General features: G+C 72.4%; 24 protein-coding genes. 12 read left to right on the forward strand and 12 right to left on the reverse strand.

What is annotated here, in order from left to right:
• Window positions 1-19 precede the first annotated feature (19 nt).
• Both ACRWK8_RS23245 and ACRWK8_RS23250 read left to right on the forward strand, forming a co-directional pair.
• The gene (locus ACRWK8_RS23245) at window positions 20-1294 is read left to right on the forward strand and encodes a sensor histidine kinase (protein ID WP_378737993.1); all 1275 of its coding nucleotides are present in this window, start codon (window positions 20-22) and stop codon (window positions 1292-1294) included.
• Window positions 1291-1938 (forward strand): response regulator transcription factor, encoded by a 648-nt coding sequence (locus tag ACRWK8_RS23250; RefSeq protein WP_378737995.1) that lies wholly within the window; start codon window positions 1291-1293, stop codon window positions 1936-1938. The genes ACRWK8_RS23245 and ACRWK8_RS23250 overlap by 4 nt, the downstream gene beginning before the upstream one ends.
• Before the next feature lie 192 nt (window positions 1939-2130).
• Here the strand turns inward: ACRWK8_RS23250 and ACRWK8_RS23255 are convergent, their stop codons facing one another.
• The 8 genes from ACRWK8_RS23255 to ACRWK8_RS23290 all read right to left on the reverse strand — a co-directional run bounded on the left by ACRWK8_RS23255 (window position 2131) and on the right by ACRWK8_RS23290 (window position 10174).
• Complete coding sequence (locus tag ACRWK8_RS23255) at window positions 2131-2790, reverse strand: bifunctional DNA primase/polymerase (protein ID WP_378737997.1); 660 nt, start codon at window positions 2788-2790, stop codon at window positions 2131-2133.
• 90 nt (window positions 2791-2880) lie between these two features.
• Window positions 2881-3879, reverse strand: coding sequence for a porphobilinogen synthase (hemB, locus tag ACRWK8_RS23260; RefSeq protein WP_378737999.1), 999 nt, complete (start codon window positions 3877-3879; stop codon window positions 2881-2883).
• Window positions 3880-3941: 62 nt separating this feature from the next.
• Window positions 3942-5633, reverse strand: a complete 1692-nt coding sequence (locus tag ACRWK8_RS23265) for a bifunctional uroporphyrinogen-III C-methyltransferase/uroporphyrinogen-III synthase (RefSeq protein WP_378738001.1) — start codon at window positions 5631-5633, stop codon at window positions 3942-3944.
• 230 nt (window positions 5634-5863) lie between these two features.
• The gene (hemC, locus tag ACRWK8_RS23270) at window positions 5864-6835 is read right to left on the reverse strand and encodes a hydroxymethylbilane synthase (protein WP_378738003.1); all 972 of its coding nucleotides are present in this window, start codon (window positions 6833-6835) and stop codon (window positions 5864-5866) included.
• Entirely contained in the window at window positions 6832-8334 is a 1503-nt protein-coding gene (locus tag ACRWK8_RS23275; RefSeq protein WP_431872873.1) for a glutamyl-tRNA reductase, read from the reverse strand. Before ACRWK8_RS23275 ends, hemC begins: the two co-directional genes overlap by 4 nt.
• Before the next feature lie 141 nt (window positions 8335-8475).
• On the reverse strand, window positions 8476-9168 hold the full coding sequence (locus ACRWK8_RS23280) for a redox-sensing transcriptional repressor Rex (RefSeq protein ID WP_378738007.1): 693 nt from the start codon (window positions 9166-9168) through the stop codon (window positions 8476-8478).
• A 447-nt stretch (window positions 9169-9615) separates the two neighbouring features.
• Entirely contained in the window at window positions 9616-9882 is a 267-nt protein-coding gene (locus ACRWK8_RS23285; RefSeq protein WP_378738010.1) for a glutaredoxin family protein, read from the reverse strand.
• A 34-nt stretch (window positions 9883-9916) separates the two neighbouring features.
• On the reverse strand, window positions 9917-10174 hold the full coding sequence (locus ACRWK8_RS23290) for a MoaD/ThiS family protein (protein ID WP_378738012.1): 258 nt from the start codon (window positions 10172-10174) through the stop codon (window positions 9917-9919).
• A 109-nt stretch (window positions 10175-10283) separates the two neighbouring features.
• On the opposite strand from ACRWK8_RS23290, the gene ACRWK8_RS23295 reads away from it, so the two are divergent.
• The 7 genes from ACRWK8_RS23295 to ACRWK8_RS23325 all read left to right on the forward strand — a co-directional run bounded on the left by ACRWK8_RS23295 (window position 10284) and on the right by ACRWK8_RS23325 (window position 17493).
• Complete coding sequence (locus ACRWK8_RS23295; RefSeq protein ID WP_378738014.1) at window positions 10284-11063, forward strand: winged helix-turn-helix transcriptional regulator; 780 nt, start codon at window positions 10284-10286, stop codon at window positions 11061-11063.
• 229 nt (window positions 11064-11292) lie between these two features.
• The gene (locus tag ACRWK8_RS23300; RefSeq protein WP_378738016.1) at window positions 11293-12312 is read left to right on the forward strand and encodes a hypothetical protein; all 1020 of its coding nucleotides are present in this window, start codon (window positions 11293-11295) and stop codon (window positions 12310-12312) included.
• A 119-nt stretch (window positions 12313-12431) separates the two neighbouring features.
• A complete protein-coding gene (mshD, locus tag ACRWK8_RS23305) occupies window positions 12432-13409 on the forward strand; it encodes a mycothiol synthase (RefSeq protein ID WP_431872877.1) in 978 nt (325 codons plus the stop codon).
• A 282-nt stretch (window positions 13410-13691) separates the two neighbouring features.
• The gene (gene pstC / locus ACRWK8_RS23310; RefSeq protein ID WP_378738020.1) at window positions 13692-14657 is read left to right on the forward strand and encodes a phosphate ABC transporter permease subunit PstC; all 966 of its coding nucleotides are present in this window, start codon (window positions 13692-13694) and stop codon (window positions 14655-14657) included.
• Window positions 14654-15733, forward strand: a complete 1080-nt coding sequence (gene pstA, locus ACRWK8_RS23315; protein ID WP_378738022.1) for a phosphate ABC transporter permease PstA — start codon at window positions 14654-14656, stop codon at window positions 15731-15733. Before pstC ends, pstA begins: the two co-directional genes overlap by 4 nt.
• Window positions 15734-15748: 15 nt before the next feature.
• Window positions 15749-16528 carry a phosphate ABC transporter ATP-binding protein PstB gene (pstB, locus tag ACRWK8_RS23320; protein ID WP_378738024.1) on the forward strand — a complete coding sequence of 260 codons (780 nt, stop codon included), beginning with the start codon at window positions 15749-15751 and terminating at the stop codon, window positions 16526-16528.
• Window positions 16528-17493 (forward strand): nucleoside hydrolase, encoded by a 966-nt coding sequence (locus ACRWK8_RS23325; RefSeq protein WP_431872879.1) that lies wholly within the window; start codon window positions 16528-16530, stop codon window positions 17491-17493. Before pstB ends, ACRWK8_RS23325 begins: the two co-directional genes overlap by 1 nt.
• On the opposite strand, the gene ACRWK8_RS23330 is transcribed toward ACRWK8_RS23325, so the two are convergent.
• The 3 genes from ACRWK8_RS23330 to ACRWK8_RS23340 form a co-directional block, all read right to left on the reverse strand.
• Window positions 17480-17893 carry a PaaI family thioesterase gene (locus tag ACRWK8_RS23330; RefSeq protein ID WP_378738043.1) on the reverse strand — a complete coding sequence of 138 codons (414 nt, stop codon included), beginning with the start codon at window positions 17891-17893 and terminating at the stop codon, window positions 17480-17482. The two genes, ACRWK8_RS23325 and ACRWK8_RS23330, sit on opposite strands and share 14 nt — an antisense overlap.
• A gap of 84 nt (window positions 17894-17977) precedes the next feature.
• The gene (locus tag ACRWK8_RS23335; protein WP_378738045.1) at window positions 17978-18421 is read right to left on the reverse strand and encodes a GreA/GreB family elongation factor; all 444 of its coding nucleotides are present in this window, start codon (window positions 18419-18421) and stop codon (window positions 17978-17980) included.
• 64 nt (window positions 18422-18485) lie between these two features.
• Window positions 18486-19745, reverse strand: a complete 1260-nt coding sequence (locus ACRWK8_RS23340; protein WP_378738047.1) for an NAD(P)/FAD-dependent oxidoreductase — start codon at window positions 19743-19745, stop codon at window positions 18486-18488.
• 148 nt (window positions 19746-19893) lie between these two features.
• On the opposite strand from ACRWK8_RS23340, the gene ACRWK8_RS23345 reads away from it, so the two are divergent.
• Window positions 19894-21444, forward strand: a complete 1551-nt coding sequence (locus ACRWK8_RS23345; protein ID WP_431872880.1) for a PucR family transcriptional regulator — start codon at window positions 19894-19896, stop codon at window positions 21442-21444.
• Between the two features lie 90 nt (window positions 21445-21534).
• Here the strand turns inward: ACRWK8_RS23345 and ACRWK8_RS23350 are convergent, their stop codons facing one another.
• Window positions 21535-22152 carry a DUF47 domain-containing protein gene (locus tag ACRWK8_RS23350; protein ID WP_357756546.1) on the reverse strand — a complete coding sequence of 206 codons (618 nt, stop codon included), beginning with the start codon at window positions 22150-22152 and terminating at the stop codon, window positions 21535-21537.
• Window positions 22153-22604: 452 nt separating this feature from the next.
• Between ACRWK8_RS23350 and ACRWK8_RS23355 the strand changes: the two genes are divergently transcribed.
• Both ACRWK8_RS23355 and purF read left to right on the forward strand, forming a co-directional pair.
• A complete protein-coding gene (locus tag ACRWK8_RS23355; RefSeq protein WP_431872881.1) occupies window positions 22605-23078 on the forward strand; it encodes a sterol carrier family protein in 474 nt (157 codons plus the stop codon).
• 34 nt (window positions 23079-23112) lie between these two features.
• Window positions 23113-24609, forward strand: a complete 1497-nt coding sequence (purF, locus tag ACRWK8_RS23360) for an amidophosphoribosyltransferase (RefSeq protein ID WP_378738054.1) — start codon at window positions 23113-23115, stop codon at window positions 24607-24609.
• The last annotated feature ends 119 nt before the right edge of the window (window positions 24610-24728 follow it).

Consider the following 24728-nt stretch of genomic DNA (forward strand, 5'->3'; position numbering starts at 1 on the left):
TCGCGGCTATTCTCGAAGAATGTGGAAGAAGGACTCCCTGCCCGACCTCTCCTCGTGGGTGGCGCTGCGCGCCGACCGCCCTCCCCGGGTCCTGAACCTGCTGTTCTGGGCCGCCGTGATCTCCACCGGGCTGACCTACGGGTTCGTGTTCCTCGTCGATCGGGACCTGTTCCCCTCGGGCGACCCGGTGGTCGACGTCGTGATCCTGGTGATCATCGGGTGCCTGGCGGTCTCCTGCGGGTTGTGGCCGTTCCTGGCCTGGTCACCCTCGGCGGGCTGGGTGCACCGCGCGGCCACCGTCCTGTTCCTGGTCGTCTCCGTGTTCTCGCTGGCCTCGAACAACTACACCGTGCTGGTCCTGGTGTGCCTGGCCACCATGAACGCGATCGCGGTGTTCGGGATCGCCGGGGCCTGCGGCTACGCCGCCTTCCTGGGCGCGGTGAACCTCCTGCTCGTCCTGGTGGTCCCCGGCGACCCGCTGCTGATCGGCCTCGTGACGACCGGCAGCGCCCTGGTCCTGGTGCTGGCCTCCGGTCTGGTCTACGTCGCCCTGCTCGTGGCCTCCCAACGGGCCGAGCGCACCCGGGAGCTGCTGGCCGAGCTGGAGGAGGCCCACGCGGAGCTGCGCCGCCACGCGGAGCGGGTGCGCGAGCTGACGGTCGCGGAGGAGCGGGCTCGCATGTCGCGGGAGATGCACGACAGCACCGGGCACTACCTGACCGCCCTGGCCATGACCCTCTCGAACGCCCTGCGCTTCCGCACCGCCCGCCCCGAGGACGCCTGGGAGGAGGTGGAGCAGGCCCGGGAGCTCGCCCGGGACGCCCTCACCGACACCCGCCGCTGGGTGCGCGCCCTGCGCCCCCTCCAACTGGAGGGACACGCGGGCACGGCGGCCATGCGGGCGATGGCCGAGTCCTTCGACGGCGGCGGCGCGCGGATCGTCTTCACCGACTCCGGGGCCTGGCCCCAGCTGTCCCAGGAGGCGGAACTGGTCTGCTACCGGGCGCTCCAGGAGGGGCTGACCAACGCGATGCGCCACTCGGGCAGCGATCGGATCGAGGTGGAGGTGGGCGGCCTGGCGGAGGACGCGCGCCTGTCGGTGACCGACAACGGGACCGGCGCCGAGGAGGGCGCCGCCCGCGACGGCTTCGGGCTGCGCGGTCTGCGTGAGCGGGTGGCCTCCGTGGACGGCTCCGTGAGCACGGAGAACCTGCCGGGAGGAGGGTTCCGGCTCCTGGTGACCGTGCCCGCCGAGCGGACCGCCGCCCCCGCCGTGGTCGGGAGCGGCGGATGAGGCCGGTCTCGGTGCTGATCGTGGACGACCAGGTCCTGCTGCGGCAGGGGCTGCGCAAGCTGCTGGAGATCGAGGAGGGGGTCGAGGTCGTCGGCGACGCGGCCGACGGGCTGGAGGCGTTGGAGTTCCTCGCCTCGGCGCCGCCCCCGGACGTGGCCCTCGTGGACGCCCGCATGCCGCGCATGGACGGGATCGAGCTCATCACCAGGATGCGCGCCGAGTACCCGGGGGTGCCCGCCGTCATCCTCACCACGTTCGACGACGACGCGCTCGTCTTCGGCGGTCTGCGCGCGGGCGCCCGGGGCTACCTGCTCAAGGACGTCCCCCCGGACGAGCTGGTGCTGGCCATCCGTCAGGCGGCGCGCGGCGAGACCGTCCTGGGCGGTCCGGCCGCCGACCACCTGGTCGCCGCCCTCACCGCTCCCCCGGCGCCCGCGCCCTCCCCCGTGCGACCCGCCGCGCTGTCCGAGCGCGAGTGGGAGGTGGCGCGCATGGTGGGCACGGGGGCGACCAACCGGGAGCTCGCCCGTGCCCTGTTCATCACCGAGGGCACGGCCAAGAACCACGTGACGAGCATCCTGCGCAAGCTGGACCTGCGCGACCGCACGGCGCTGGCCCTGTGGGTCGGCGAGCGCCGCGCCTGATCGGCACCGCACGGAGCCGCCCGCGTGGCGGGGGCGCTCGGCCACCCGCCGTGCCAAGGGCGGTCAGGCACCGCCGTGCCAAGGGTCACTCGGCCACCTCCGTACCGGGGGGCATAGGGCCACCCGCCGTGCCTGGGGCGTTGGGCCACCTCCGTACCGGAGGGCGTGGGGCCACCCGCCTGCCAAGGGCGGTCAGGCGCCCGGGGCGGCGAACTCCTCGCTGGCGTCGCTGAGGATGTCCAGGACCGCGATCGGGTCCGGCAGGACCACGGCGCCCTCCACGTCGCGGGGGGTGCGGATCCAGGTCACGCGCCCGCCCGAGGGCAGGGCGGACGGGGCGCCCATGACGAAGCTGTCCCGGCAGTGCCAGCGCAGGCCCGGCATCGCCTCGACGGCCTCGGGGACGCAGTCCAGATGGCACGACCACCACTCGTCCTCGTCCATCGGGGAACGGGTGGCGACGAAGAACATGTAGCGCGAGTCCTGGGCCGCGACCGGGCCCGCGGGCACGCCCGCGCGGCCCATGCGGGCCAGGGCCATGACTCCGGCCTCGCGGGGGACGTCCAGGACGTCGAAGACCCGACCGGTCGGGAGCACGACGTTCGCCTGCGGGCTGGCCGTCCACCACCGCCGGATGGTCGCGGTCTCGGTACTGGCCTCCACGCCCCAGGCGGCGGTGACCGGGTGCGCGGCCGGGTCCGGACAGCCCATCCGGTCGCACGTACACGCGCGGTCCTCGCCGGGGGCCGTGCCCCGCGCCACGGGCCAGCCCAGTTCGGCGAAGCGCAGCGCCGAATCCAGCATGCTGTCCGTTGCGTGGCGTCGTTTACGTCGGTACAACACGTCGGCCATCTGGGGCTCCCCGGTCGTGATCGGTGCGGGCGCGGCCGGTGGAGGGGGCCGGCGCCCGGCGGCCGCGACCGGGGCGTGGGCCTCGACGGGTCAGCGCAGCAGGCGGGCCGCCTCGGTGGCCCAGTACGTGAGGATCTGTTCGGCCCCCGCGCGCCGGTAGGAGGTCAGCGTCTCCAGGATCGCCCGCTCACGGTCGAGCCAGCCCTTCTCGGCCGCCGCCTCGATCATCGCGTACTCGCCGCTGACCTGGTACGCGGACACGGGCACCGGAGAGGACTCCGCGACCTTGGCGACCACGTCCAGGTAGGCCAGTCCCGGCTTCACCATGACCATGTCGGCGCCCTCCGCGACGTCCAGGGCCACCTCGCGCAGGGACTCGCGGACGTTGGCCGGATCCTGCTGGTAGCCGGAGCGGTCCCCGAACTGCGGAGCCCCCTCGGCAGCCTCACGGAAGGGCCCGTAGAACACGGAGGCGTACTTGGCCGCGTAGGCCAGGATCGGCACGTGCGGGAAACCGGCCCGGTCCAGTCCGTCGCGGATCGCGCCGACCTGGCCGTCCATCATTCCGCTGGGCGCGACCACGGCGGCCCCGGCCTCGGCCTGGGCGGCGGCGATGGACGCGTACCGCTCCAGGGTGAGGTCGTTGTTGACGTGCCCGTCCTGCTCCAGCGGGCCGCAGTGGCCGTGGTCGGTGTACTCGCACAGGCAGAGGTCGGCCATCACCACGATGTCGTCGCCGACCTCGGCCGCGAGGTCGCGCAGTGCCACCTGGACCACCCCGTCGGGGTCGTCCGCCTGCGACCCCACGGCGTCCTTGTGCTCGGGGATGCCGAACAGCATGAGGCCGCCGACCCCGGCCTCGACCGCCTCCCGGGCGGCCTTGCGCAGGCTGTCGCGGGTGTGCTGCACCTGGCCGGGCATCGAGGAGATCGCCACCGGTTCGGTGAGCCCCTCCTTGACGAACATCGGCAGGATCAGGTTCTCCGGGAGCACCCGGGTCTCCGCGACCAGGCGACGCAGCGCCGGGCCTCGGCGCAGTCGGCGCGGCCGGGCGACGGGGAACTCTGCGTCATGGCTGGCGGCGGTCATGGGTACTCCCGGATGGGCTGGGTGGTGGTCGGGAACCGAGGGGCACGGTTCGGGGTCACTGCTCAGAGCTTGCGGCGGCGACCGCGGCGCTTCTGGCTCGGCTTGAGGATCGGCTTGCCCGCGTCGATCGCCTCCTGGCGCTTGGCCGCACCGTACTCCGAAAGCGCCTCCGCGAGGGCGGAAACCGAGGCTTTCGGCGCGACCACGTCCACACGCAGGCCGAACTCGATGGCCGTCTTCTCGGTCTCCGGGCCGATCACGGCGATCGCGGTGGTGTTGTGCGGCTTCCCCGCGATCCCGACGAGGTTGCGGACCGTGGAGGAGGACGTGAAGAGCACGGCGTCGAAGCCGCCGCCCTTGATCGCCTCGCGGACCGGCTGGGGCGGGGGCGCCGCCCGGACGGTCCGGTAGGCGGTGACGTCGTCGATCTCCCAGCCGAGGTCGGTGAGTCCGGCGGCGAGGGTCTCGGTGGCGATGTCCGCGCGGGGCAGCAGGACCCGCTCCATGGGGTCGATCTCGGCGTCGTAGGGCGGCCAGACCTCGACCAGACCCTTGCTGGACTGGGCGTCCTCGGCGGGCTCCAGGTCGGGCTGGATGCCGAAGTCGCGGACGGCCTGGGCGGTGGCCTCTCCCACGACGGCGACCTTGACCCCGGCGAAGGCGCGGGCGTCCAGGCCGTACGACTCCAGCCGCTCACGGATGGCGCGGACCGCGTTGACGGAGGTGAAGGCCACCCACTGGTAGCGGCCGGTCACCAGGCCGCGCACGGCGCGCTCCATCTGCTGCGGGGTGCGCGGGGGCTCCACGGAGATGGTGGGCACCTCCTCGGGCACCGCGCCGTAGCCGCGCAGCTGGTCGGAGAGGGCCACGGCCTGCTCCTTGGTGCGGGGCACCAGGACGCGCCACCCGAACAGCGGCCGGGTCTCGTACCAGGACTGCTCGGCCTGGCGGGCCACCGGAGCGCCGACGATCATCAGCGCGGGCGCGGTGACGTGGTGGTTCTTGGCGTCGGTGGACTTGAGCTCCGCCACCAGGCGGCCCAGCGTCGAGGTGACGGTGGTCTGCCGGGTGGTGCCCCCGGCGCGCACGACCGCGACCGGGGTGGTGGTGGGGCGGCCACCGGCGATGAGCGCCTTGCAGACGACGTCGAAGCCGGGCCCCCGGTGCTCGGGCGCCTCCTCCGGCGGGGCGTCGGCGCCCAGGATGACCAGCGGGGCGTCGCTGGAGGCGGCCTCCTGCCAGTCGACCTCCCTGTCGCCGTGCGGGCGGGCGTGCAGGACCCGCAGCTCGACCTGGTCGTCCCCGAGCAGGGAGACGCCGCCGAAGGTCGGCACCGAGGTGATCGAGGAGACCCCGGGGGCGACCTCGACCTCGATCCCGGCCTCGCGGCAGGCGGCGACCAGGGCGGCGCCCCGGCAGCCGAAGAACGGGTCGCCCGAGTACAGGCGCACGACCCGCTGGCCCTCGCGGGCGTGGGTGACGGCGAGCGTGTTGACGTCGCCGCCGCACTCGGCGGCCTGGACCACCGTGACGTCCTCGGAGCAGTGCGCCAACAGCTCCTCACGGAAACCGGAGAGCTCCTCGGCGGCGGGTTCCCGGAGGGTGATGACCACGTCCGCCCGGCTCAGCAGCTCGGCGCCGCGCAGCGTCAGCAGGTCGGCGCCTCCCGGGCCGGCACCGACCAGGGCGACGTGACCGGACCCGCGCTCGCGGCGACGCGGTTCCTCCGGCTGGGGGCTGGCGTTGGCGTTCACGTACTGGCTCCTCGTGTGTGGGTCGCCCGCGCCCCGGGGTGCGGATCCCGGGGCGGTGACAGGGAGGTGGTGGTGCGGTGGTGGCCGGACCCTCTCTCGCGGGCGACGGGCGGCGGTGCCCCTGCCGCGCCCCGCTCCGCCGCCTCGCACGGCGGAGGCCCGCCCGGGGCGGGCCGTCCGTCCGGGCCGGTGAGCGGAGTGCGCGGCGGGCGCGGTCCGGGGAACACGGTCTAGGGGGCGTCCCGCTCGGCGAAGGCCTCGGCGACGATGCGGTCGGCGCCCTCGGCGATCATCTGGCGGGCCAGGTCGCGGCCGAGCCCGACGGCGGTGTCGAGGTCGTCCGGCGACGCCAGGTCGATGGTGCGCTCACGGCGTACGGCGGTGGCGCCGTTGGTGGCGACCACGGCGGCGCGCAGACGCAGGGACCCCTCGGAGTACTCCGCGAAGGCGCCGACCGGGGCTGCGCACCCGGCCTCCAGTTCGGACAGCACGGTGCGCTCCGCGACGACCTCGGCGCGGGTGGCCGGGTGGTCGACGGCGCCCAGGTAGGCGAGGTCGGACCCGGCGCGCTCGGTCCGGCACTCGACGGCCAGGGCGCCCTGTCCGGGAGCGGGCAGCATCTGCTCGGGCTCGAAGACGTCGGTGACGTCGTCGCGGCGCCCGACGCGGCCAAGCCCGGCGTGGGCCAGGACCACGGCGTCGAGTTCGCCGGAGGTCACCTTGCCCAGGCGGGTCTCGGCGTTGCCCCGGATGGGGACGTAGACGAGGTCGGGGCGGAGCGCGGACAACTGGGCGACGCGGCGCGGGGAGCCCGTGCCGACCTTGGCCCCGGCGGGGAGGTCCGCGAACTTCAGCCCGTCGCGGGCGCACAGGGCGTCGCGCGGGTCGTCCCGCTCGGGGATGGCCGCCAGGACCAGCCCCTCGGCGGGCGTGGTCGGCAGGTCCTTCAGGGAGTGCACCGCGAAGTCGATGGTCCCGGCGACCAGCTCGTCGCGCAGGGCGTTGACGAACACGCCGGTGCCGCCGAGCTGGGTCAGGTGGGCCTTGGTGACGTCACCGAAGCTCGTGATGAGCTCCAGCTCGATCGCCTGGCCGGTCCGCTCGGTGATCGTGTCGGCGACCCCCTGCGACTGGGTGGTGGCCATGGTGCTGCGGCGGGTGCCGAGCCTGGCGGGTACGGAGGTCGTGCCTTCTGCGGTCATGCCTTCTCCTGTGCGGGCCGCACGGCGGGGCTGCGGCGTCCGGGACAGGTCTCCCCGTCCGGGGTCTTCGGGATCTGGAGGTCGAGGTCGAACAGCTGGCGCAGGGCGGCCTCGTAGGACTCGCCGTCCGGGGCCGCGGCCAGTTCCTTCACACGCACGGTCGGTCTGTGCAGCAGTTTGTCCGCGACGCGGCGCATGGCGCGGCCGATCTCCTCGCGGGTGCGCTCGTCGAGGTCGTCGGGGAGTCGGCCGTGGAGGCGGGACAGCTCGGACTCCACCACACCGCGGGCCTGGGCGCGCAGGGCGACGACGGTGGGGGCGACCTCGTTGGCGCGGCGGATCGCGCGGAACTCGTCGACCTCCTCGTCAACGATCCCGCGCACGAGCGGGAGCGCGTTGGAGCGGCCGGGGTCGTGGTCGGTTCCGGCGGCGACGGCCTGGCGCAGGTCCTCGATGTCCACGAGGTGGACCCCGGGGAGCTCGCGCACGCCGGGGTCGATGTCGCGGGGCAGGGCCAGGTCGAGGAAGACCAGCGGGCGGGTGCGGCCCTCGGTGGCGGCGGCCACGGCGTCGGCGGTGAGCACGAGGCCCTGGGCACCGGTGCAGGAGATGACGAGGTCGACGTCGGTGAGGGAGGCGGCCGCGTCGGGGAAGGGGACGGAGCCGGCCCGCACGGTGTCGTAGGCCTCGTTGAGGCACTCGGCCAGCCGCGCCGCGCGTTCGGGCGTGCGGTTGGCGACGACGACCGTCCCGGCGCCCTGGCGGGCGACGGTGTTGGCGGACAGGGCGCTCATGGATCCCGCTCCGAGGACCAGCACGCGGGAGCCGGTGAGCGGGCCGGAGGGGAGGGCCGCGCCGAGGGTGCGGGGCTCGGTCCGCTCCGCGGGCAGGGGCCCCTGGCCGGACATGGGGCAGCCCGCGGGCGGGGTGACCTCGGCTGCGGGCAGCGACGGGTCCGGGGTGACCGCGAGGTTCCTGGTGGCGATGGTGAGGCCGAAGCTGACCATGTCGGCGCCCGCGTGGTCCAGGTGGGTCTCGGTGTGGGCGCGCTTGCCCACGCGCAGGGCGCGCTGGCCGAGGTCGTTGAGGACCCGGCCGACGGAACCGGTCTCCTGGCCCTCCTTGAGGGCGTCGCGGACCTGGCCGAGGATCTGGCCCTCACCGACGACCATGGAGTCGAGGCCGCAGGTGACGGAGAACAGGTGCTGGACGGCGTTGTCGTCGAAGTGCGCGTAGAGGTGCTCGTTGAGCTCCCCGAGGGTGACGCCCGTGTGCCAGGAGAGGAGTTCGGTGATGGCCGCGACCCCGCCGTGGGGGTTCTCGACGTCGGCGTAGACCTCGGTGCGGTTGCAGGTGGAGACCACCATGACCTCGTTGACCGCGTCGGAGCCCACCATCTCCCCGATCGCCCTGGTGCGCGTCTCGCCGTTCAACGCGACACGTTCGAGCAGCGCCACCGGCGAACTCCGATGGCTCAACCCCACGGCCAGGACACTCATCCGCACTCCTATGCAGGCACTATGTCTCTCCATGTTCGGGCACGGACGCGGACCACCGCCGCCAACCCCCCGAAACGCGACGTACGCTCGCTCATCGCCGCCGCTCGGGCCTGGGACCCCTGCCCCAGGACCCGGTCCGTCTCATGTCACTTCCAGCCCCGACCTGTGCGTCTGACCGTCGCCGTCGGCCCTGCGCTGCGCGTGGAAGGCGAGGATCTGGAGTTCGATGGACAAGTCGACCTTACGCACATCGACCCCGTCCGGCACATTCAGCACGACGGGGGCGAAGTTGAGGATGCTGGTCACTCCCGCTTCCACGAAGCGGCTGGCGACGCCCTGCGCGGAACCGGCCGGGGTGGCGATCACGCCGATCGACACGCCCTTCGTACGGACAACCTCCTCCAGGCTGTCAATATGCCTCACGTCCAGCGACGCGACGGACCGGCCGACCACCTCCGGGTCCGCGTCGAGCAGGGCCGCTATCCGGAACCCCCGGGTGCCGAAACCCCCGTAGTTGGCCAGTGCGCGCCCCAGGTTGCCGATACCGACGATGGCCACCGACCAGTCCTGGGTGAGACCAAGCTCACGCGAGATCTGGTAGATGAGGTACTCGACCTCGTAACCCACGCCTCTCGTCCCGTAGGAGCCCAGATGGGAGAGGTCCTTGCGGAGCTTCGCCGAGTTCACTCCGGCGGCACCGGCCAGCGCCTCGGAGGAGACGGTGGCGGTGCCACGGTCCTGGAGGGCCTGGAGGGCCCGGAGGTAGACCGGCAGCCGGGCGACGGTGGCCTCCGGGATTCCCCTCTCCCGGGGCCGAGGCGGACGTGTTGTCACAGGGTGGCGCTCCTGGGGGGCGGTCGGTTCGGGCGGGTGCGGGGTGGTGGGCGCGCGATTCCGGCGCCGTCGGCCCGGACACGCGTCTCCCCCGCCCTACGGGTCGTGGGATCCCCAGATTACGTGCTTGTGAAAGCACGCACAAAGTGGGGTCCGGTGTGACGCCCCACGGGCGAGTTCCCACAAATGCACCCCTGGGGACCCGGCGAGGAACACGAGATCACATCGCACGCATTCCGGGCACGGGAGCCGAGCACGCGGGGCGCCGGGGAGGAAGTCGCGGGACGCTCCGGACCACCCGCCGAAGGATCACGGAACGGGCGGGGAGGCCCCGTGGAAGCGGCGACGGAAATGGCGCCGCCGCGTATTGGCGGTGCCCCCGCCACCGACGCGACGGCGCCATTTCCCCTTCCGTTCCGGCCCCGGGGGGATCCCGCCGAAGGGCCCTCAGGAGGAGAGGGCGGAACGCAGCCGCTCCTCGGACACCCGCCAGAAATCGTGCCGCCGACCGTCCACGAACGTCACCGGGATCTTGTCCCAGTACTCCTCGCGGTCGGCCTCCGAAACCTCGGCCAGGTCCTGTTCCGCCCGGTTCACCCCGAGGCCGTCCGTCACACGCTCGATGACCGACCACGCGTCCTCGCACAGGTGGCACCCGGCCCTGCCGAGCATGACCACGCGCGCCTTCCCCGTCCACTGCTGGGTTTCCGTCATGTTTCGCTCCGATTCCGCCACGTCGTCGGCCCCCTCACCCGCCCGCGAAGGGCGGTAGGACCTCGATCACAGTCCCGTCCGTGACCACGACCTCACCGTGCGCCCGCCGCCCCACGGGACGCTCGTCCACCAGGAGCGACGAAGCCCCGAGCACACGCTGGAAACGGTCGTCGGTGTGCAGGAGACACGCCGCTTCGAGGGCGGCCGCGAGGGTGTCGGCTTCGACCGTCTCCTCAGCCGTTCCGGCCGCTTCCTTCGCGGAAGCCCAGTACCGGATAGTGCACTTCGCCATCAGTTGATTATCCTTGGTGTTGCTCGGAGGCGACGTATTCGACAAATCTTCACCGGGGGCAATGGCGCCTTCGATCGCCCGACACAAGCGGGCCGACGAGAAGAGACGCATGAGCCATCTGCTGTTACTCACGAACTCGAACGATCCGTCCGACCACGTTCTTCCCGCTCTCGGACTCCTCCTGCACTCGGTGCGGGTGGCACCCGCCGAGGCCGGGGCCCTGCTGGCCTCCGGGGCCGGCGGGAACCCGAGCGCCCCGGTTGACGCCATTCTGGTCGATGCCCGAACGGACCTGGCGGCGGCCCGCAACTTCTGTCGGCTGCTGGACACCACGGGCCTCGACTGCCCTCTGATGGTGATCCTCACGGAGGGCGGCGTCGCGGCGCTGACACCGGACTGGCAGGCCGACGACTTCATCCTGGTCACGGCTGGTCCCGCCGAGGTGGAGGCCCGGCTGCGCCTGGCGGTCGGGGCGGCCGAGGCGGGATCCGGCGATCCGGACGAGATCCGCCGGGGCGACCTGGTGATCGACGAGGCCACCTACATCGCCCGTCTGCGCGGCCGCATCCTCGACCTCACCTTCAAGGAGTTCGAACTGCTCAAGTTCCTGGCGCAGCACCCCGGCCGGGTCTTCACCCGGGCGCAGCTGCTCCAGGAGGTGTGGGGCTACGACTACTACGGCGGTACCAGGACCATCGACGTCCACGTGCGCCGCCTGCGCGCCAAGCTGGGCTCGGAGTACGAGTCGCTGATCGGCACCGTGCGCAACGTGGGCTACCGCTTCGTGCCGGACCCGGTCACGAAGTCCGGGACGGCCCAGAAGCCCTCCTCGGAGGCGGAGGAAACGGCGGAGGCCGTACCCGCGACCCGTTCCTCCGGGGCCTCGTAGGGCCCCGGCCCCGCACGACCCGACCGTTCCGGGGCGCCCGCGCGGGCGCCCCGGTGCCGTGTCCGGGTCCGCCCGATTGGAACGGCGCGCACCCTCGTGCTCGGCGCCCCCACACCCTAAGATCGGTGGGGCACCCGACGGACGGGGCTTGGCAGGCGTGGCGGAGACCCGTCGCCGGGTGCGGCCCGAGCCGCTGACGGCGCGCCCCCGGAGGAGTGAGATCGCACCGATGCCGACCCCCGCTACCCACGCCCCCCACAGACCCCGTCTCAGCAGCGTCCTCGGCGCGGCCTTCGTCGGTTCCACGTTGATCGCCGTGATGTCGCCGGCGCACGCCGACCCCGCCGCGTCCGCCGTCATCACCTTCGACCGTGAGGACGACTCCGTCGTGCTGGGCCAGGAGGCCCCGCCCAACACGCTCTCGGTCGCCAACACCGGGACCGTCCCGATCTGCCTGCTCGACCTGTGGACCGACGCCTCCGAGTTCCCGGCGGGCGCCCCCACCGCGTCGGTGATCGCGCCCGAGGTGACCACCCAGAGCACCGTCTCGGGCGCGCCCCGGCAGGACACCACCGTGACCGCGACCCTGCGCTACGCGCCCGCCCCCGAGGCGGGCTGCCAGGGCGTGGACGAGAGCCAGGTGAAGGAGGTCGAGTCGAACCCGTGGACGGTGACCGTCACCGACCCCGAGCCCTCGCCCACGGAGGAGCCCTCGGAGGAGCCCACGGAGAGCCCCACGGAGGAACCCAGCGAGGAGCCGTCCGAGGAACCCTCCCGGACCCCGAGCCCGTCGCCGACGCCCTCCCCCACGAACTCCGCCAGCCCCACGCCGACCCCGTCCCCGTCCGGCACGCCCACGCCCTCCCCGTCCGCCAGTGAGAGCGCCGGAGGCGGTTCCGGCAACGAACGCGGCCCGGCCAGGACCCCCGACCGGCCCCCGCGCTCGACGGTGAGCACCGCCCCCACCAGCGACGCGACCATCCCCACGCTCCCCCGCAGCGAGGCGGACCTGCCCGACCTCGCCCCGGGGGAGGCCGAGGACCTGGCCGAGCTGCCGCTGGTCACACCCTCCTCCGACGAGGACACCGAGACCGAGATCGCCGCCGACCACTCGGACATGGGCCCCTCGATCGCACCGGCCGTCCTGCTCGCCGCGTTCCTGCTCGCCCTGCTGCTGGCCACCCCGCTGGCACCCACCCGCCGGGTCCGCCTCGGCGCCGGATACCAGGGCAAACGACGCAAGGGCTGACACACCTCCGTGGGGCTCCGGGGTTCCGGCCCCGGGCCCACGGGTCGGCTCGGTCGTTCGGGCACCAGTTCGGGCGTCGACGTGGGGAATTCGGCCGACACGATCTAGGATTCTGGCTCATGAGTACCCCGCTAGTCACTGACAACCTCGCACCGGAGCTGGCCGGGCCCGTACTGGCCCTGGCCGAGGCCGCGCGTGCACGGGACGGGGCCGCCCCCCTGTCCGAGCACACCCTGCTCCGGATCAGACACGGAGCCCCCTCCGGCAGCAGCCGCTTCCACGTGGTCACCCGTGACGAACGCGTCGTGGGATTCGCGTTCGTGGAGAGGGGCCAGGACGAGCCGGACTCCGGCGAGGTCGTCGTGCACCCCGAGCACCGAGGGAGCGGACACGGTTCCGCGCTGTTGCGCTCGGTCCGGGAGGACGCGGGCCCCCACGGGGTGCGGGTGTGGGCGCACGGGCGCACGCCCGGCGCGGTCTCGGTCGCGGAGTCCGAGGGCTGGACGCCGGTCCGCGAACTCCACAAGATGCGCATGCCCCTGCGCGACCTGGGACCCGAGGTTCCGGACGGCCCGTGGACCGCGCCCGAACTGCCCGAGCCGGTCCTTCGGCCCGAGGTCGCGGACAAGGTGCGCATCCGACCGTTCGTGGTCGGCCAGGACGAGGAGGCCTGGCTGCGGGCCAACGCGCTCGCCTTCGCGGACCACCCCGAGCAGGGCTCCCTCACCCTGGACGACCTGCTCCAGCGCGAGGTCGAGGACTGGTTCGACCCCCGGGGATTCCTGGTCGCGTCCACCAACAGCGGCGCGATCGCCGCCTACCACTGGACCAAGACGCACGCGGACGGCGCCGGGCTCAGCGACGACGAGGCCGTCGGTGAGGTCTACGTGGTGGGGGTCGACCCCGCCTGGCAGGGCACCGGGCTGGGCCGCGCGCTGACCCTGGCCGGTCTCGTGCACCTGCGCGACGCCGGACTGCCCTGGGTGCACCTGTACGTGGACGGCGACAACGAGGCCGCGGTGCGCCTGTACGAGTCCCTCGGTTTCTCCATGTGGGACACGGACGTGATGTACGCCCCCTCGGACCCACGGAGCTGAGTGCCGTCGCGGGCCGCCCCCGGGGCCCGCTCGACGTGCGTCTCGTCACATTCACCGGGCGAACCCTTGTGCGCCACAGGAGTGCGACGCCGCGTTCACCTTCCGTTCATCTTCTCTGGGACAACTGGTCACTTCCTGCGCCTACCTTCGCATTCGGCGCGGTTCGGCTGTTTTCCGCGCGTTGACCGTGGCACCACGGTCGGGTCTCGCGCGGTTCACCGCCGTCCCGCTGGGACGCGGACCGATGACCAGCCCCGCAAACCTTTCCGAACCGGAGAATCCATGACGACCACGGACGCGCCCAAGGCGGCACCGCCGCCCACGGGCAAGCGCCGGATCGGCGATGTCGTTTTCGCCGGGCTCGCCCGAGGATCGGGGATCCTGATCCTGCTGATCCTCGCGGGTGTGGCCGCCTTCCTCCTGGTCCAGGCCTGGCCGTCGCTGCTGGCCAACACCTCGAACTTCCTGACCGACCAGTCATGGAACGCCAACGTCCGGGAGAACCCGTCGTTCGGTGTGGCCGCACTGGCCTTCGGCACCGTCATGGCCGCCGCGATCGCGCTCCTGCTGGCCACGCCGGTGGCGATCGGTATCGCGCTGTTCATCGTCTACTACGCGCCCCGGCGGCTCGCGACCACGCTCGGCTACCTGGTCGACCTGCTCGCCGCCATCCCCAGCGTGGTCTACGGCCTGTGGGGCATGATGGTCCTGGCCCCGCAGCTGGTCCCGATCTACGAGGGGATGACGACGTACCTCGGCTGGATCCCCCTCTTCGCGGGCCCCGCCTCCACCTCCGCCCGCACACTGCTCACCGCGGGCGTCGTCCTGGCGGTCATGATCCTGCCGATCATCACGGCCATGTCCCGCGACGTGTTCCACCAGGTCCCGCAGGGCCACCGTGAGGCCGCACTGGCCATGGGGGCCACCCGCTGGGAGATGATCCGCCTCGCGGTCCTGCCCTTCGGCAAGTCCGGGATCGTCGGCGGCGCCATGCTCGGCATGGGGCGCGCGCTGGGCGAGACCATGGCGGTCGCCATGATCCTCTCCCCGTCCCTGGCGATCTCCTTCAACCTGCTCCAGAGCGGCAACCAGACCATCGCCGCGCACATCGCCCTCCAGTACCCGGAGGCCACCGGCTACGGCGTGTCCGCTCTGATCGCTGCGGGCCTGGTGCTGTTCGCGATCACCCTGGCCGTCAACATGGGCGCCCGCTACGTCGTGGCCCGGGGCAACAAGGAGTCCGCATGAGCATGACGACGACGCAGCCTCCTGCCCCCGACGCGGGATCGCCCGAGAACGACCTCCGTTCCGGTGCCCTCCCCCACCGTTTCCCGCTGGTCCTGCTGGTCGCCTGCGGCATGGTGGTCGCGGGGGTGCTGGCCGCCTTCTCGTCCTTCGGCATCGTCCTGTGGGCCCTGCTCACCGCCGTCTCCTACGTCGTCATCGTGGTGACCGCCTCGGCGCGGATCGAGGGCGGCCGCAAGGCCAAGGACCGCCTGGTCACCTCGTTGGTCTACTCGGCGTTCCTGCTCGCGATGGCGCCCCTGGTGTCGCTGCTGTACACGGTGGTCGGCTACGGGCTCGCCCGCTTCGACGGCTACTTCCTGACCGTGTCGATGAACGGCGTGCTGCCGAGCATGGACGCGGGCGGCGTCTACCACGCGATCGTCGGCACCCTGGCGATCACCGGCATGGCGACGCTCATCTCGGTGCCGATCGGCGTTCTCACCGCCGTCTACCTGGTCGAGTACGCCCAGGGCCGCCTGAAGAAGGTCATCACGTTCTTCGTGGACGTCATGACCGGCATCCCCTCCATCGTCGCCGGCCTCTTCGTGGTGGCGCTGTGGATGATGCTCTTCGGCCCCGGCAACACCAACGGCGCGGCGGGCGCGATCTCCCTCGCCGTGCTGATGATCCCGGTCGTGGTCCGGTCCAGCGAGGAGATGCTCCGCCTGGTCCCCCGCGACCTGCGCGAGGCCTCCTACGCCCTGGGCGTGCCCAAGTGGCGCACGATCACCAAGGTGGTGCTGCCCACCTCCGCCGCCGGTCTGACCACCGGAATCATGCTCGCCATCGCGCGCGTTATCGGAGAGACGGCGCCGCTGGTCCTCACCGCCGGATCGTCGGCGGTGTCCATCAACTGGAACCTGTTCGACGGGCAGATGATGAGCCTGCCGGTGTTCATCTACTCGCAGTTCCGCATGGGTGGGGCCGTCAACTACGAGAGGGCCTGGGCCGCCGCGCTGACGCTGGTCCTGACGGTCATGCTGCTGTTCGTCCTGGCCCGCGTGATCGGCCGCCTCTTCGCACCCAAGACCCGCTAAGACGAGGAACACCCTGTGGCGAAACGAATCGACGTCTCCGGACTGCACGTCTACTACGGCGACTTCCTCGCGGTCGAGGACGTGTCCATGACCATCGAGCCCCGCTCCGTGACGGCGTTCATCGGCTCCTCCGGATGCGGCAAGTCGACCTTCCTGCGCACCCTGAACCGGATGCACGAGGTCACCCCCGGCGCCCGCGCCGAGGGCAAGGTCCTCCTGGACGACCTCGACATCTACGGGCGCGAGGTCGACCCGGTGATGGTGCGGAGCGAGATCGGCATGGTCTTCCAGAAGGCCAACCCGTTCCCCACGATGTCGATCTACGACAACGTGATCGCGGGGGCCCGGCTCAACAACAAGCGGATGAGCAAGTCCGAGGCGGATGGGCTGGTCGAGGAGTCGCTGCGCGGCGCCAACCTCTGGGAGGAGGTCAAGGACCGCCTGCACAAGCCCGGTTCGGGCCTGTCCGGCGGCCAGCAGCAGCGCCTGTGCATCGCCCGCGCCACGGCCGTGAAGCCGTCCGTGCTGCTCATGGACGAGCCCTGCTCCGCCCTGGACCCCATCTCGACGCTGGCGATCGAGGACCTCATTCACAAGCTGAAGGAGGACTACACGATCGTGATCGTCACCCACAACATGCAGCAGGCCGCCCGCGTCTCCGACCGGACCGCCTTCTTCAACCTGTCGGCCCCGGGCAAGCCCGGCAAGCTGATCGAGATGGGCGAGACCAACCAGATCTTCACCCGCCCGGAGAAGAAGGAGACCGAGAACTACATCACCGGCCGGTTCGGGTGATGGCCGTTCCCCTGGTGATCGACACCGACACGGCGCAGGACGACTGCGTGGCCCTGCTGGTGGGGTTGCTGGACCCCGTGGCCGACCTGCGGGCGGTGACGATGGTCGCCGGGAACGTGGGCTTCGACCAGCAGGTCCGCAACGCCCACCTGACGCTGAACGTCGCGGGAGGGCGCTCCGACGTGCCCGTGTACCTGGGCTGTCGGCGTCCCCTGGTGCGCAAGTGGGTGAGCGCCGAGAACGTCCACGGGGACGGCTCCGGCGGGCTCTCCATGGACCACGACGGCCTGGAGCCCCGTGCCGAGCACGCCGTGGACGCCCTGGTGCGGATGGCCGCCGAGAACCCCGGTGAACTGTCGATCGTGGCGATCGGTCCGCTCACCAACATCGCCGCCGCCGTGGTCCGCGACCCGGACTTCGCGCGGAACGTGAGGTCGCTGTACGTCATGGGCGGGTCCAACAACGGGCGGGGCAACATCACGGCCGCCGCCGAGTTCAACTTCTACGTGGACCCCGAGGCCGCCAAGGCGGTGTTCGCCGCGGGGTTCGACGTCACCGTGGTCCCGTGGGACCCGCTCACGCTGCGGCAGGCGGTGTTCGGGCAGGACCGGCTGGACCGGATCGCGGCCCTGGACACCCCGCTGTCCCGGTTCTTCACGCGGATCTGCGCCGCCACCCTGGACTTCGACCGCCGGGTGGGCATCGACGGCACCACCCACCCGGACTCGCTGACCGCGGCGGTGCTCCTCCATCCGGAGCTCGTGCGCTCGGTCTCGCCGTACCACGTGGACGTGGAGACCGCCGGGGAGCTCACCCGCGGCTACTCCGCCATGTCCTGGGGCGTCCACGGCCTGGAGCCGAACGCGCGGGTCGTGGAGGAGATCGACGCGGACGGCTTCTTCGAGTACCTGCTGTCGTTGTTGTCCCGCGACATCCGGCCTCCGAGGGACGTCATCGGTCTGTGAGCACGATGGTGCCCTGCGCGGCCGCCACGGTCCTCTCGGTGTCGTCGACCATCACGAGGTCGCAGCGGCACACGGCCCGGCGGCGGGTGGACTCGACGACGTGCGCGCGGGCGCTGAGCAGGGTTCCCGTCGCCGGACGCAGGTACTCGATGGAGAACCCGCTGGTGAGCACGGAGGCGCCCAGCACCGTGCCCCCCGCGAAGGTGAGCGCGTTGTCCGCCGCGTAGGCGAGCACGCCCCCGTGCAGGAAGCCGTTCTGCTGGCGGAGCTCGTCGCGGACGTCGACCTCCAGCACGGCCCTGCCGGGTTCGAAGACGGCGATCCGGGCCCGGACCAGTCGACTGAAGGGCTGGGCGGCCAGGACGCGGTCCGCGAGCTCCGGGGTGATCTCCTCGGCCATGGGGCTCCTTCCTGGGGGCGGGTACCGCCACCCTAGGTGTCCGGGGCGGGGCCGGTCCCGATGTGAGCGGCCCCGCCTCCGGACTCAGGGAACCTCGGCGGCCTCCGAGCCGTAGGGGACGGCGCGCACCAGACTCACCCTGAGTGTCCGCCCGTTGGGTGCCGTGTAGGTGCGCTCCTCCCCCTGCTCGGCGCCGAGGATGGCCCGGCCCAGGGGTGACTCCGGGGAGCAGACCGGCACTCCGTCGGAGTCGGCCCGGTCGCGCACCCCCAGGAGGAAGGTCTCGGGTTCGGGGTCGGTGCCGTAGCGGACGGTGACGACCATCCCGGGCTCCGCGATGCCGTCGTCCGGAGGGGCCTCACCGATGACCGCGTCCCGGAGGATCTCCTGGATGCGGTTGACTCGGGCCTCACGGGCGTCCTTGTCCTCGATGAGGGGGAAGCCCCCCGTTCCGGGAGCGGCGGTGCCGGTGAGGACCGCCAGCTCGTCTGTGAGGCGTTGGTGGGTGCCCGGGGTCAGCCAGGACATGGGGTCTCCTTGTACGAAGGCGCCCCGCCGGGGTTCGACGGGGCGCGGACGGGTTCCTGCCGGGTCAGCGGGTGGGGTCGAAGGGGCGCAGCGCCGGGGACGGTGTTCCGGTGGCGACGGCGCGGGCCAGGAGGCGTCCGGTGATCGGCCCGTGGGTGAGTCCCCACATGCCGTGTCCGCCCGCCACGAAGAGCCCGGGGACGTCGGTCCGGCCGATCAGCGGCAGGCCGTCGGAGGTGACGGGTCTGGAGCCCACCCACTCGTCGGTGCGCTTGCCCAGGTCCACGCCGTCCAGGTAGGGAGCGGCGGAGTCCGTGATCGCCCGGACCCGTTCGGCCCGCAGGGGGGCGTCGATGGCGCGGAACTCCATGGTCCCGGCCACGCGCAGGCCCTCGCCGTGCGGTGTGCAGGCCACACGGACCTCGGGCAGGTAGACCGGGCCGGGCACGACCCGCTCCGTGGGGACCATGAAGCTGTAGCCGCGTCCGGCGCGCAGGGGCACGTTGACGCCCCAGGGGCGGGCCTGGCGGCCGAGCCACGCGCCCGTGGCCACCACGACGGCGTCGCCGGTCTCGGTCTCACCGTGCGCGGAGTGCAGTCGGAACCCTCCGTCGCGGGCGGCCTCCACCTTGGTGACCCGGAACTCCTCGACCACGCTGCCGCCGCGTTCGCGCACGGCGTCCGCGAGCGCGTGGGTGTACACGCCGGGGTTGACGTACCGCTGCCCGTCGATGCGCACACCCGCGTTCACCTGCCGCGAGGCGAGTGGGTGACCGGCTCGGGCGGCCTCGCCGTCGAGCGCCGCGTAGGTGAGCGGCAGGCCCGCCTCGCGGGCGGTGTCGAGCTCCATGAGCAGCCGGGCGGCGTGCTTCCTGGAGCTGAACAGCGCGGTGATCGGGGACGACTCGACCCGGGCCCGCACACCGCCCTCGGAGAGCTCCTCGAAGGCGTCCAGGCAGGCCGAGCTGAGCGGCACGTTGCCGCGCAGCGCCCGCTCCCAGGTCGACTGTCTGCTGTTGAGGGCGAACGAGGCCAGGAAGTGCAGGAGGCCGGTGTCGGTGGTGGGCGGGATGGACAGCGGGGCCGCGGGGTCGAGCAGTGCCCTGAGCCCGGTGCCGAGCACGCCCGGCTCGTTCAGCGGGATGGCCAGACCGGGTGAGATCCAGCCCGCGTTGCCCCAGGACGAGCCCGAGGCCACCGTGTCGCGTTCGACCACGGTGACTCCGACCCCGTACTTCTGGAGGAACCAGGCGGTCGAGAGACCGACGATCCCGGCCCCGACGACGATGACGGTACGCGGTGCGCCCGCGCCCTTCCCGGACATGGCGAGTTCTCCTGTGCTGGACGGCGGGTGCGAAGCCGCACCCGACCAGAGTCTCTCCCGGAAGCCCATCGCGCCCCTTGTCCACGGGGAACAATCTCGGCGTACGCTCATGTGAAGATCACACAACGTGTCCAAGGGAGTGACATCGATGGTGTTGCTGGACCGGCTGGTCACCATCCTCGGCACGTACGGCACCCGGCTGGTGGGGCCCCGCCCCGCCCCGGACACGGTGCTGCGCGGGGTGGCGGTGCACGATCCGGCCGACCCCGGCCCGGAGGAGGCGGACGTCCTGCTCGCCGTGGGCGTCCAGGACCCGCTCCACGCCGTTGAGCTGGCCGACCGGTCCCGGTCCCTGGCCGTGGTGGTGCGGATCGCACGGGAGGGCGGGGTGGACCCGCGCGGGGAGGCCGCCGTCCGGGCCCGGGACCTGGGGATCGCCCTGCTGACCGTGGACCCGTCGGTCTCCTGGGGCCAGGTCGCCGGGGTCGTCTACGGGCTGGTGCTGGAGGGCGGCGAGACCGAGGCGGGGCGCGGCCCCGCCGACCTGCCCGCCCTGGCGGACACGATCGCCGCGCGGGTCGGCGGACCGGTCACCATCGAGGACCCGCGCCTGCGCGTCCTCGCGTACTCGAACCGCCAGTCCGAGGCCGACCAGGCCCGTTGGGACACCATCCTGGGGCGCGGGGTCCCCGAGGCGCTCCAGCGGCATCTGGAGGCCACCGGGGTCATCGCGCACCTGGCCTCGTCCACCGATCCGGTGTTCCTCCCGCCGGAGCCCCGGCTGGGGCTGGGCGGCCGTACGGCGGTGGCCGTGCGGGTGGGCCGGGAGTTCCTGGGGTCGCTCTGGGCGGCCTGCGCGGGACCGCTGGACGCCGAGCGCTCGGCGCTGCTGTCCGAGGGCGCCCGCACGGTGGCACTGCACCTGCTGCGCACCAGGGTGAGCGCGGACCTGGAACGCCAGGTGGAGTCGGACCTGGTCAGCCGCTTGCTGGAGGGTGCCATGGACCCGACCGAGGCCGCAGGGCGGCTGGGACTGGCCGACACCCCGCACCGGGTGGTCGCCCTCCAGGCGCACACACCCGACGAACGGCACTCCGCCACCCTCATGACCTTCGAGCGGGCCACCACCGGTTTCGGCTGGTCACGGCAGGGGCGGAGCACCGTGTTCGGGAGCACGGTCTACACGGTCCTGCCCTGCGGGGCCGACCCCGCCCCGGCCCGGGCATGGGTGGCGGAGACCACCCGGGGGCTGCCCGCGCACGTGGTGGTGAACGCCGGGATCGGTGCCCCCGCCGACCTCGCCGGGCTGGTGGCGAGCCGCCGGGAGGCGGACGAGAGCCTCACCCTGCACGCCGCCCGCCCCGAGGGCGCGGCGGTGGCCTACGACGAGTCCTGGGGCGACGTGCTCATCCACCGCCTGCGGATGGCCTCGGCGTCCGGGCGCCGACCCGCCGACGGCCCGGTGGCCGTCCTGACCCGGCACGACGCCGAGCACGGCTCGGAGTACGCGCGCACCCTGCGCGCCTGGCTCCGGGCCCAGGGCGACCCCAACGCGGCGGCCGGGGAGCTGGGCGTGCACCCCAACACCGTCCGGCACCGGATGCGGAGGATGGCCGAGGTGACCCCGCTCGGCCTGGACCAGCCCGACATGCGGCTGGCTCTGGCCATCGCCCTGGAGGCCCACGCCCCGGGGAGGTGAGGATCGACGGGGGTGGGGGTGTCCGGGGACCGGTGCGGGGTCCGGGGGCATCCGGGGGTCAGGGTCATCCGGGGGTCGGGGGCGGCCTTCCTAGCCGTTCTTCACCACGATGGTCTCGACCGTGTTGGCCACGTGCTCGAAGGCGTCGGCGGCGGTCTCCAGCTCCTCGATGACGTCCTTGAGCTTGAGGACCGTCAGCGCGTCGTACTCACCGCTGAAGAGCTTCGCCAGGAGCTTGCGGTAGATGCGGTCGGCCTGGTTCTCCAGCTGGTTGATCTCGATCCAGTAGCGGGTGAGGTCCTTCATGGACCGCAGACGGGGCATGGCCTCGGCGGTGAGTTCGGCCGCTCTCTCCAGCACCTCGATCTGGTCGATGATGCCCTTGGGCAGCTGTTCCAGCCCGTACAGGTTGATGAGGTCGACGGCCGCCTCCATCGAGTCGATGACGTCGTCGAGGTTGGAGGCCAGGCGGTAGATGTCCTCCCGGTGCAGGGGAGGGGCCGAGCTCTTGTTGAGTCGGCGCATGATCGCGTGGGTGGCGTCGTCACCCGCGTGCTCGCAGGCACGCATCTTCTCGGTGATGGCCTCCCGGTCGGCCCCGTCGCTCATCAGCTCCACCAGCAGGCGGGCTCCGATGACCAGGTTGTTCGCCGAGTCGGTGAACATCTCGTAGTAACTGTCATCACGCGGGCGCAAGCGCAGGCGCACGTCGTTCTCCCGATGGTGCGGTGGTCTTCCTTGGTGGATGTTAAGGGCGCTGACCAGCTGCTTCAGCGCGACAGTCAGGGACGAGCACGTCCGGACCCCGATTGGGGGAGGCGGGTCCGGGTGCGGTCACCCCTTGTTCATCTGCCTGTGTCGACGCGTGGAACGCCACCAGCGCGGGTCCCCTCGCAATCCTCCCAATCTCGGACGACACCGGGACGGTTCGGGACGCTACCGTGTCCCGCTCCCCCTGGCCAGCGGGGCGCTGAGACACGAATCACTCGATCGCTCGGAGACCGGCGAACAGCTCCCACCGAATCCCCCTATGTCCACCTTCGGTCCATTACCTCGCAATGACAAGCACCCCCGGCGTCAACCCTTCCCCACAACCCGAGGCCAGGGCCCTGACCTCGAAGAACCCGGCTCGGTCGGCGCCGCGCCCTAGGATCTCGTGCATGCCTTCAGCCCTGACTCCGAGCTCCGTGCGCCGGTTGCGCTCCGCCCTGGACGAACAGCTCTCCGCCCTGGGCGAACCGGCCTTCACGGGCACCGACGAGGAGGCCGTCGCGACGGCCGCGCGGGCGGTCCTGCGCACCCGGGTGCCGCTCCGCCCGGCGGTGAAGGCCGCCGTGCGGTGCAGCCTGGCCGTGCTGGCGGACCGCGTCCCGGGCCGCAGCCTGGAGGTCCGCGTCCCCCCGTACGGCGCGGTCCAGGTGATCGAGGGACCCACGCACACCCGGGGCACCCCGCCGGGGGTGGTGGAGACCGACCCCCTCACCTGGCTGCGGCTGGCCGTGGGCGAGACCGACTGGGACGGAGCCGTGCACGACCACGGGGTGCGGGCCAGCGGCGTGCGCTCCGACCTGTCCCCCCACCTGCCGCTGTGGTCGGACGACGGGACGGGTCCCGGTCCTTCCGCCCCCGAGTGACCCCCCGGCGCCGGGCAGCGGCTAAGCTGTGCGTGTGTCGTACTCCGACGGCCGGCTCTCCATGGACCTCGATCCGCTCGAACGCGGCCCGCAGGACGCCTGCGGCGTTTTCGGGGTCTGGGCACCCGGCGAAGAAGTCAGCAAGCTCACCTACTTCGGCCTCTACGCTCTCCAGCACCGCGGGCAGGAATCCGCGGGCATCGCCACGAGCGACGGGGAACGGATCGTCGTCTACAAGGACATGGGACTCGTCTCCCAGGTCTTCAACGAGGCGACGCTCGACTCCCTGAAGGGCCACCTCGCGATCGGCCACTGCCGTTACTCCACCACCGGTTCACCGGTGTGGGAGAACGCCCAGCCGACCTTCTACACCGCGCGTGAGGGAGGTCTGGCACTCGGCCACAACGGCAACCTCATCAACACCCCGGAACTGGCCGCGATGCTGCCCGACCAGCGCCGGGGCGCGACCACCGACACCGAGGTGCTCACCAACCTCCTCGCGGCCCGCGCCAGGGAGGGCCACACCCTGGAGGACGCGGCCCTGGAGCTGCTGCCCCAGGTGCGGGGCGCCTTCTCCCTCGTCTTCATGGACGAGGACACCCTCTTCGCCGCGCGCGACCCCCAGGGCATCCGTCCGTTCGTCCTGGGCCGCCTCGGGGAGAACTCGGGCTCCGGCGGCTGGGTGGTGGCCAGTGAGACCGCCGCCCTGGACATCGTGGGCGCCACGGTCGTCCGCGAGATCGAACCCGGCGAACTCCTGGTGATCGACGGCGACGGGGTCCGCTCCCGCCGCTTCGCCCCCACCCAGCGCAAGGGCTGCCTGTTCGAGTACGTCTACCTGGCGCGACCGGACACCACCATCAACGGGCGCAACGTGAACTCCACCCGGGTGGAGGTGGGCCGCCGCCTGGCGAAGGAGCACCCGGTCGAGGCCGACCTCGTGATCCCGGTGCCCGAGTCCGGCACCCCCGCCGCGGTGGGCTACGCGGAGGCCAGCGGCATCCCGTTCGCCCAGGGCCTGGTGAAGAACTCCTACGTGGGGCGCACGTTCATCCAGCCCAGTCAGACCCTGCGCCAGCTGGGCATCCGACTCAAGCTGAACCCCCTGCGTGAGGTCATCGAGGGCCGCCGCCTGGTGGTCGTGGACGACTCGATCGTGCGCGGCAACACCCAGCGGGCGCTGGTCCGGATGCTGCGTGACGCCGGGGCCGCCGAGGTGCACGTGCGCATCTCCAGCCCGCCCGTGCTCTGGCCCTGTTACTACGGCATCGACTTCGCCACCCGCGCCGAGCTCATCGCCGCGAACCTGTCGGTGGAGGAGATCGCGGAGTCCGTCAACGCGGACTCGCTGGCCTACGTGGACCTGGAGGAGCTCATCGCCGCCTCCGAGCAGCCCAGGGAACAGCTGTGCCGGGCCTGCTTCGACGGGGTGTACCCGCTGGAGGTCGACTCCGACGCGCAGGGCAAGTACCTGCTGGAGAAGGCCTGCGGCACCCCCGAGGGCTCCACCCTGGCCACCAGCCACAAGTAACGCGCGCGGCGGGCCCGGGGCCCGCCGCGTCCGGCGGGACACCCCTTCCGGACCCTCCGGCGTGCCCTGCTTACGGGGCCCGGAGGCTCGCTCAACAGCGAACACCCGCACACCACCGA

It is taken from the genome of Nocardiopsis eucommiae, from assembly GCF_965344335.1.
Classification (GTDB): Bacteria; Actinomycetota; Actinomycetes; order Streptosporangiales; family Streptosporangiaceae; genus Nocardiopsis; species Nocardiopsis eucommiae.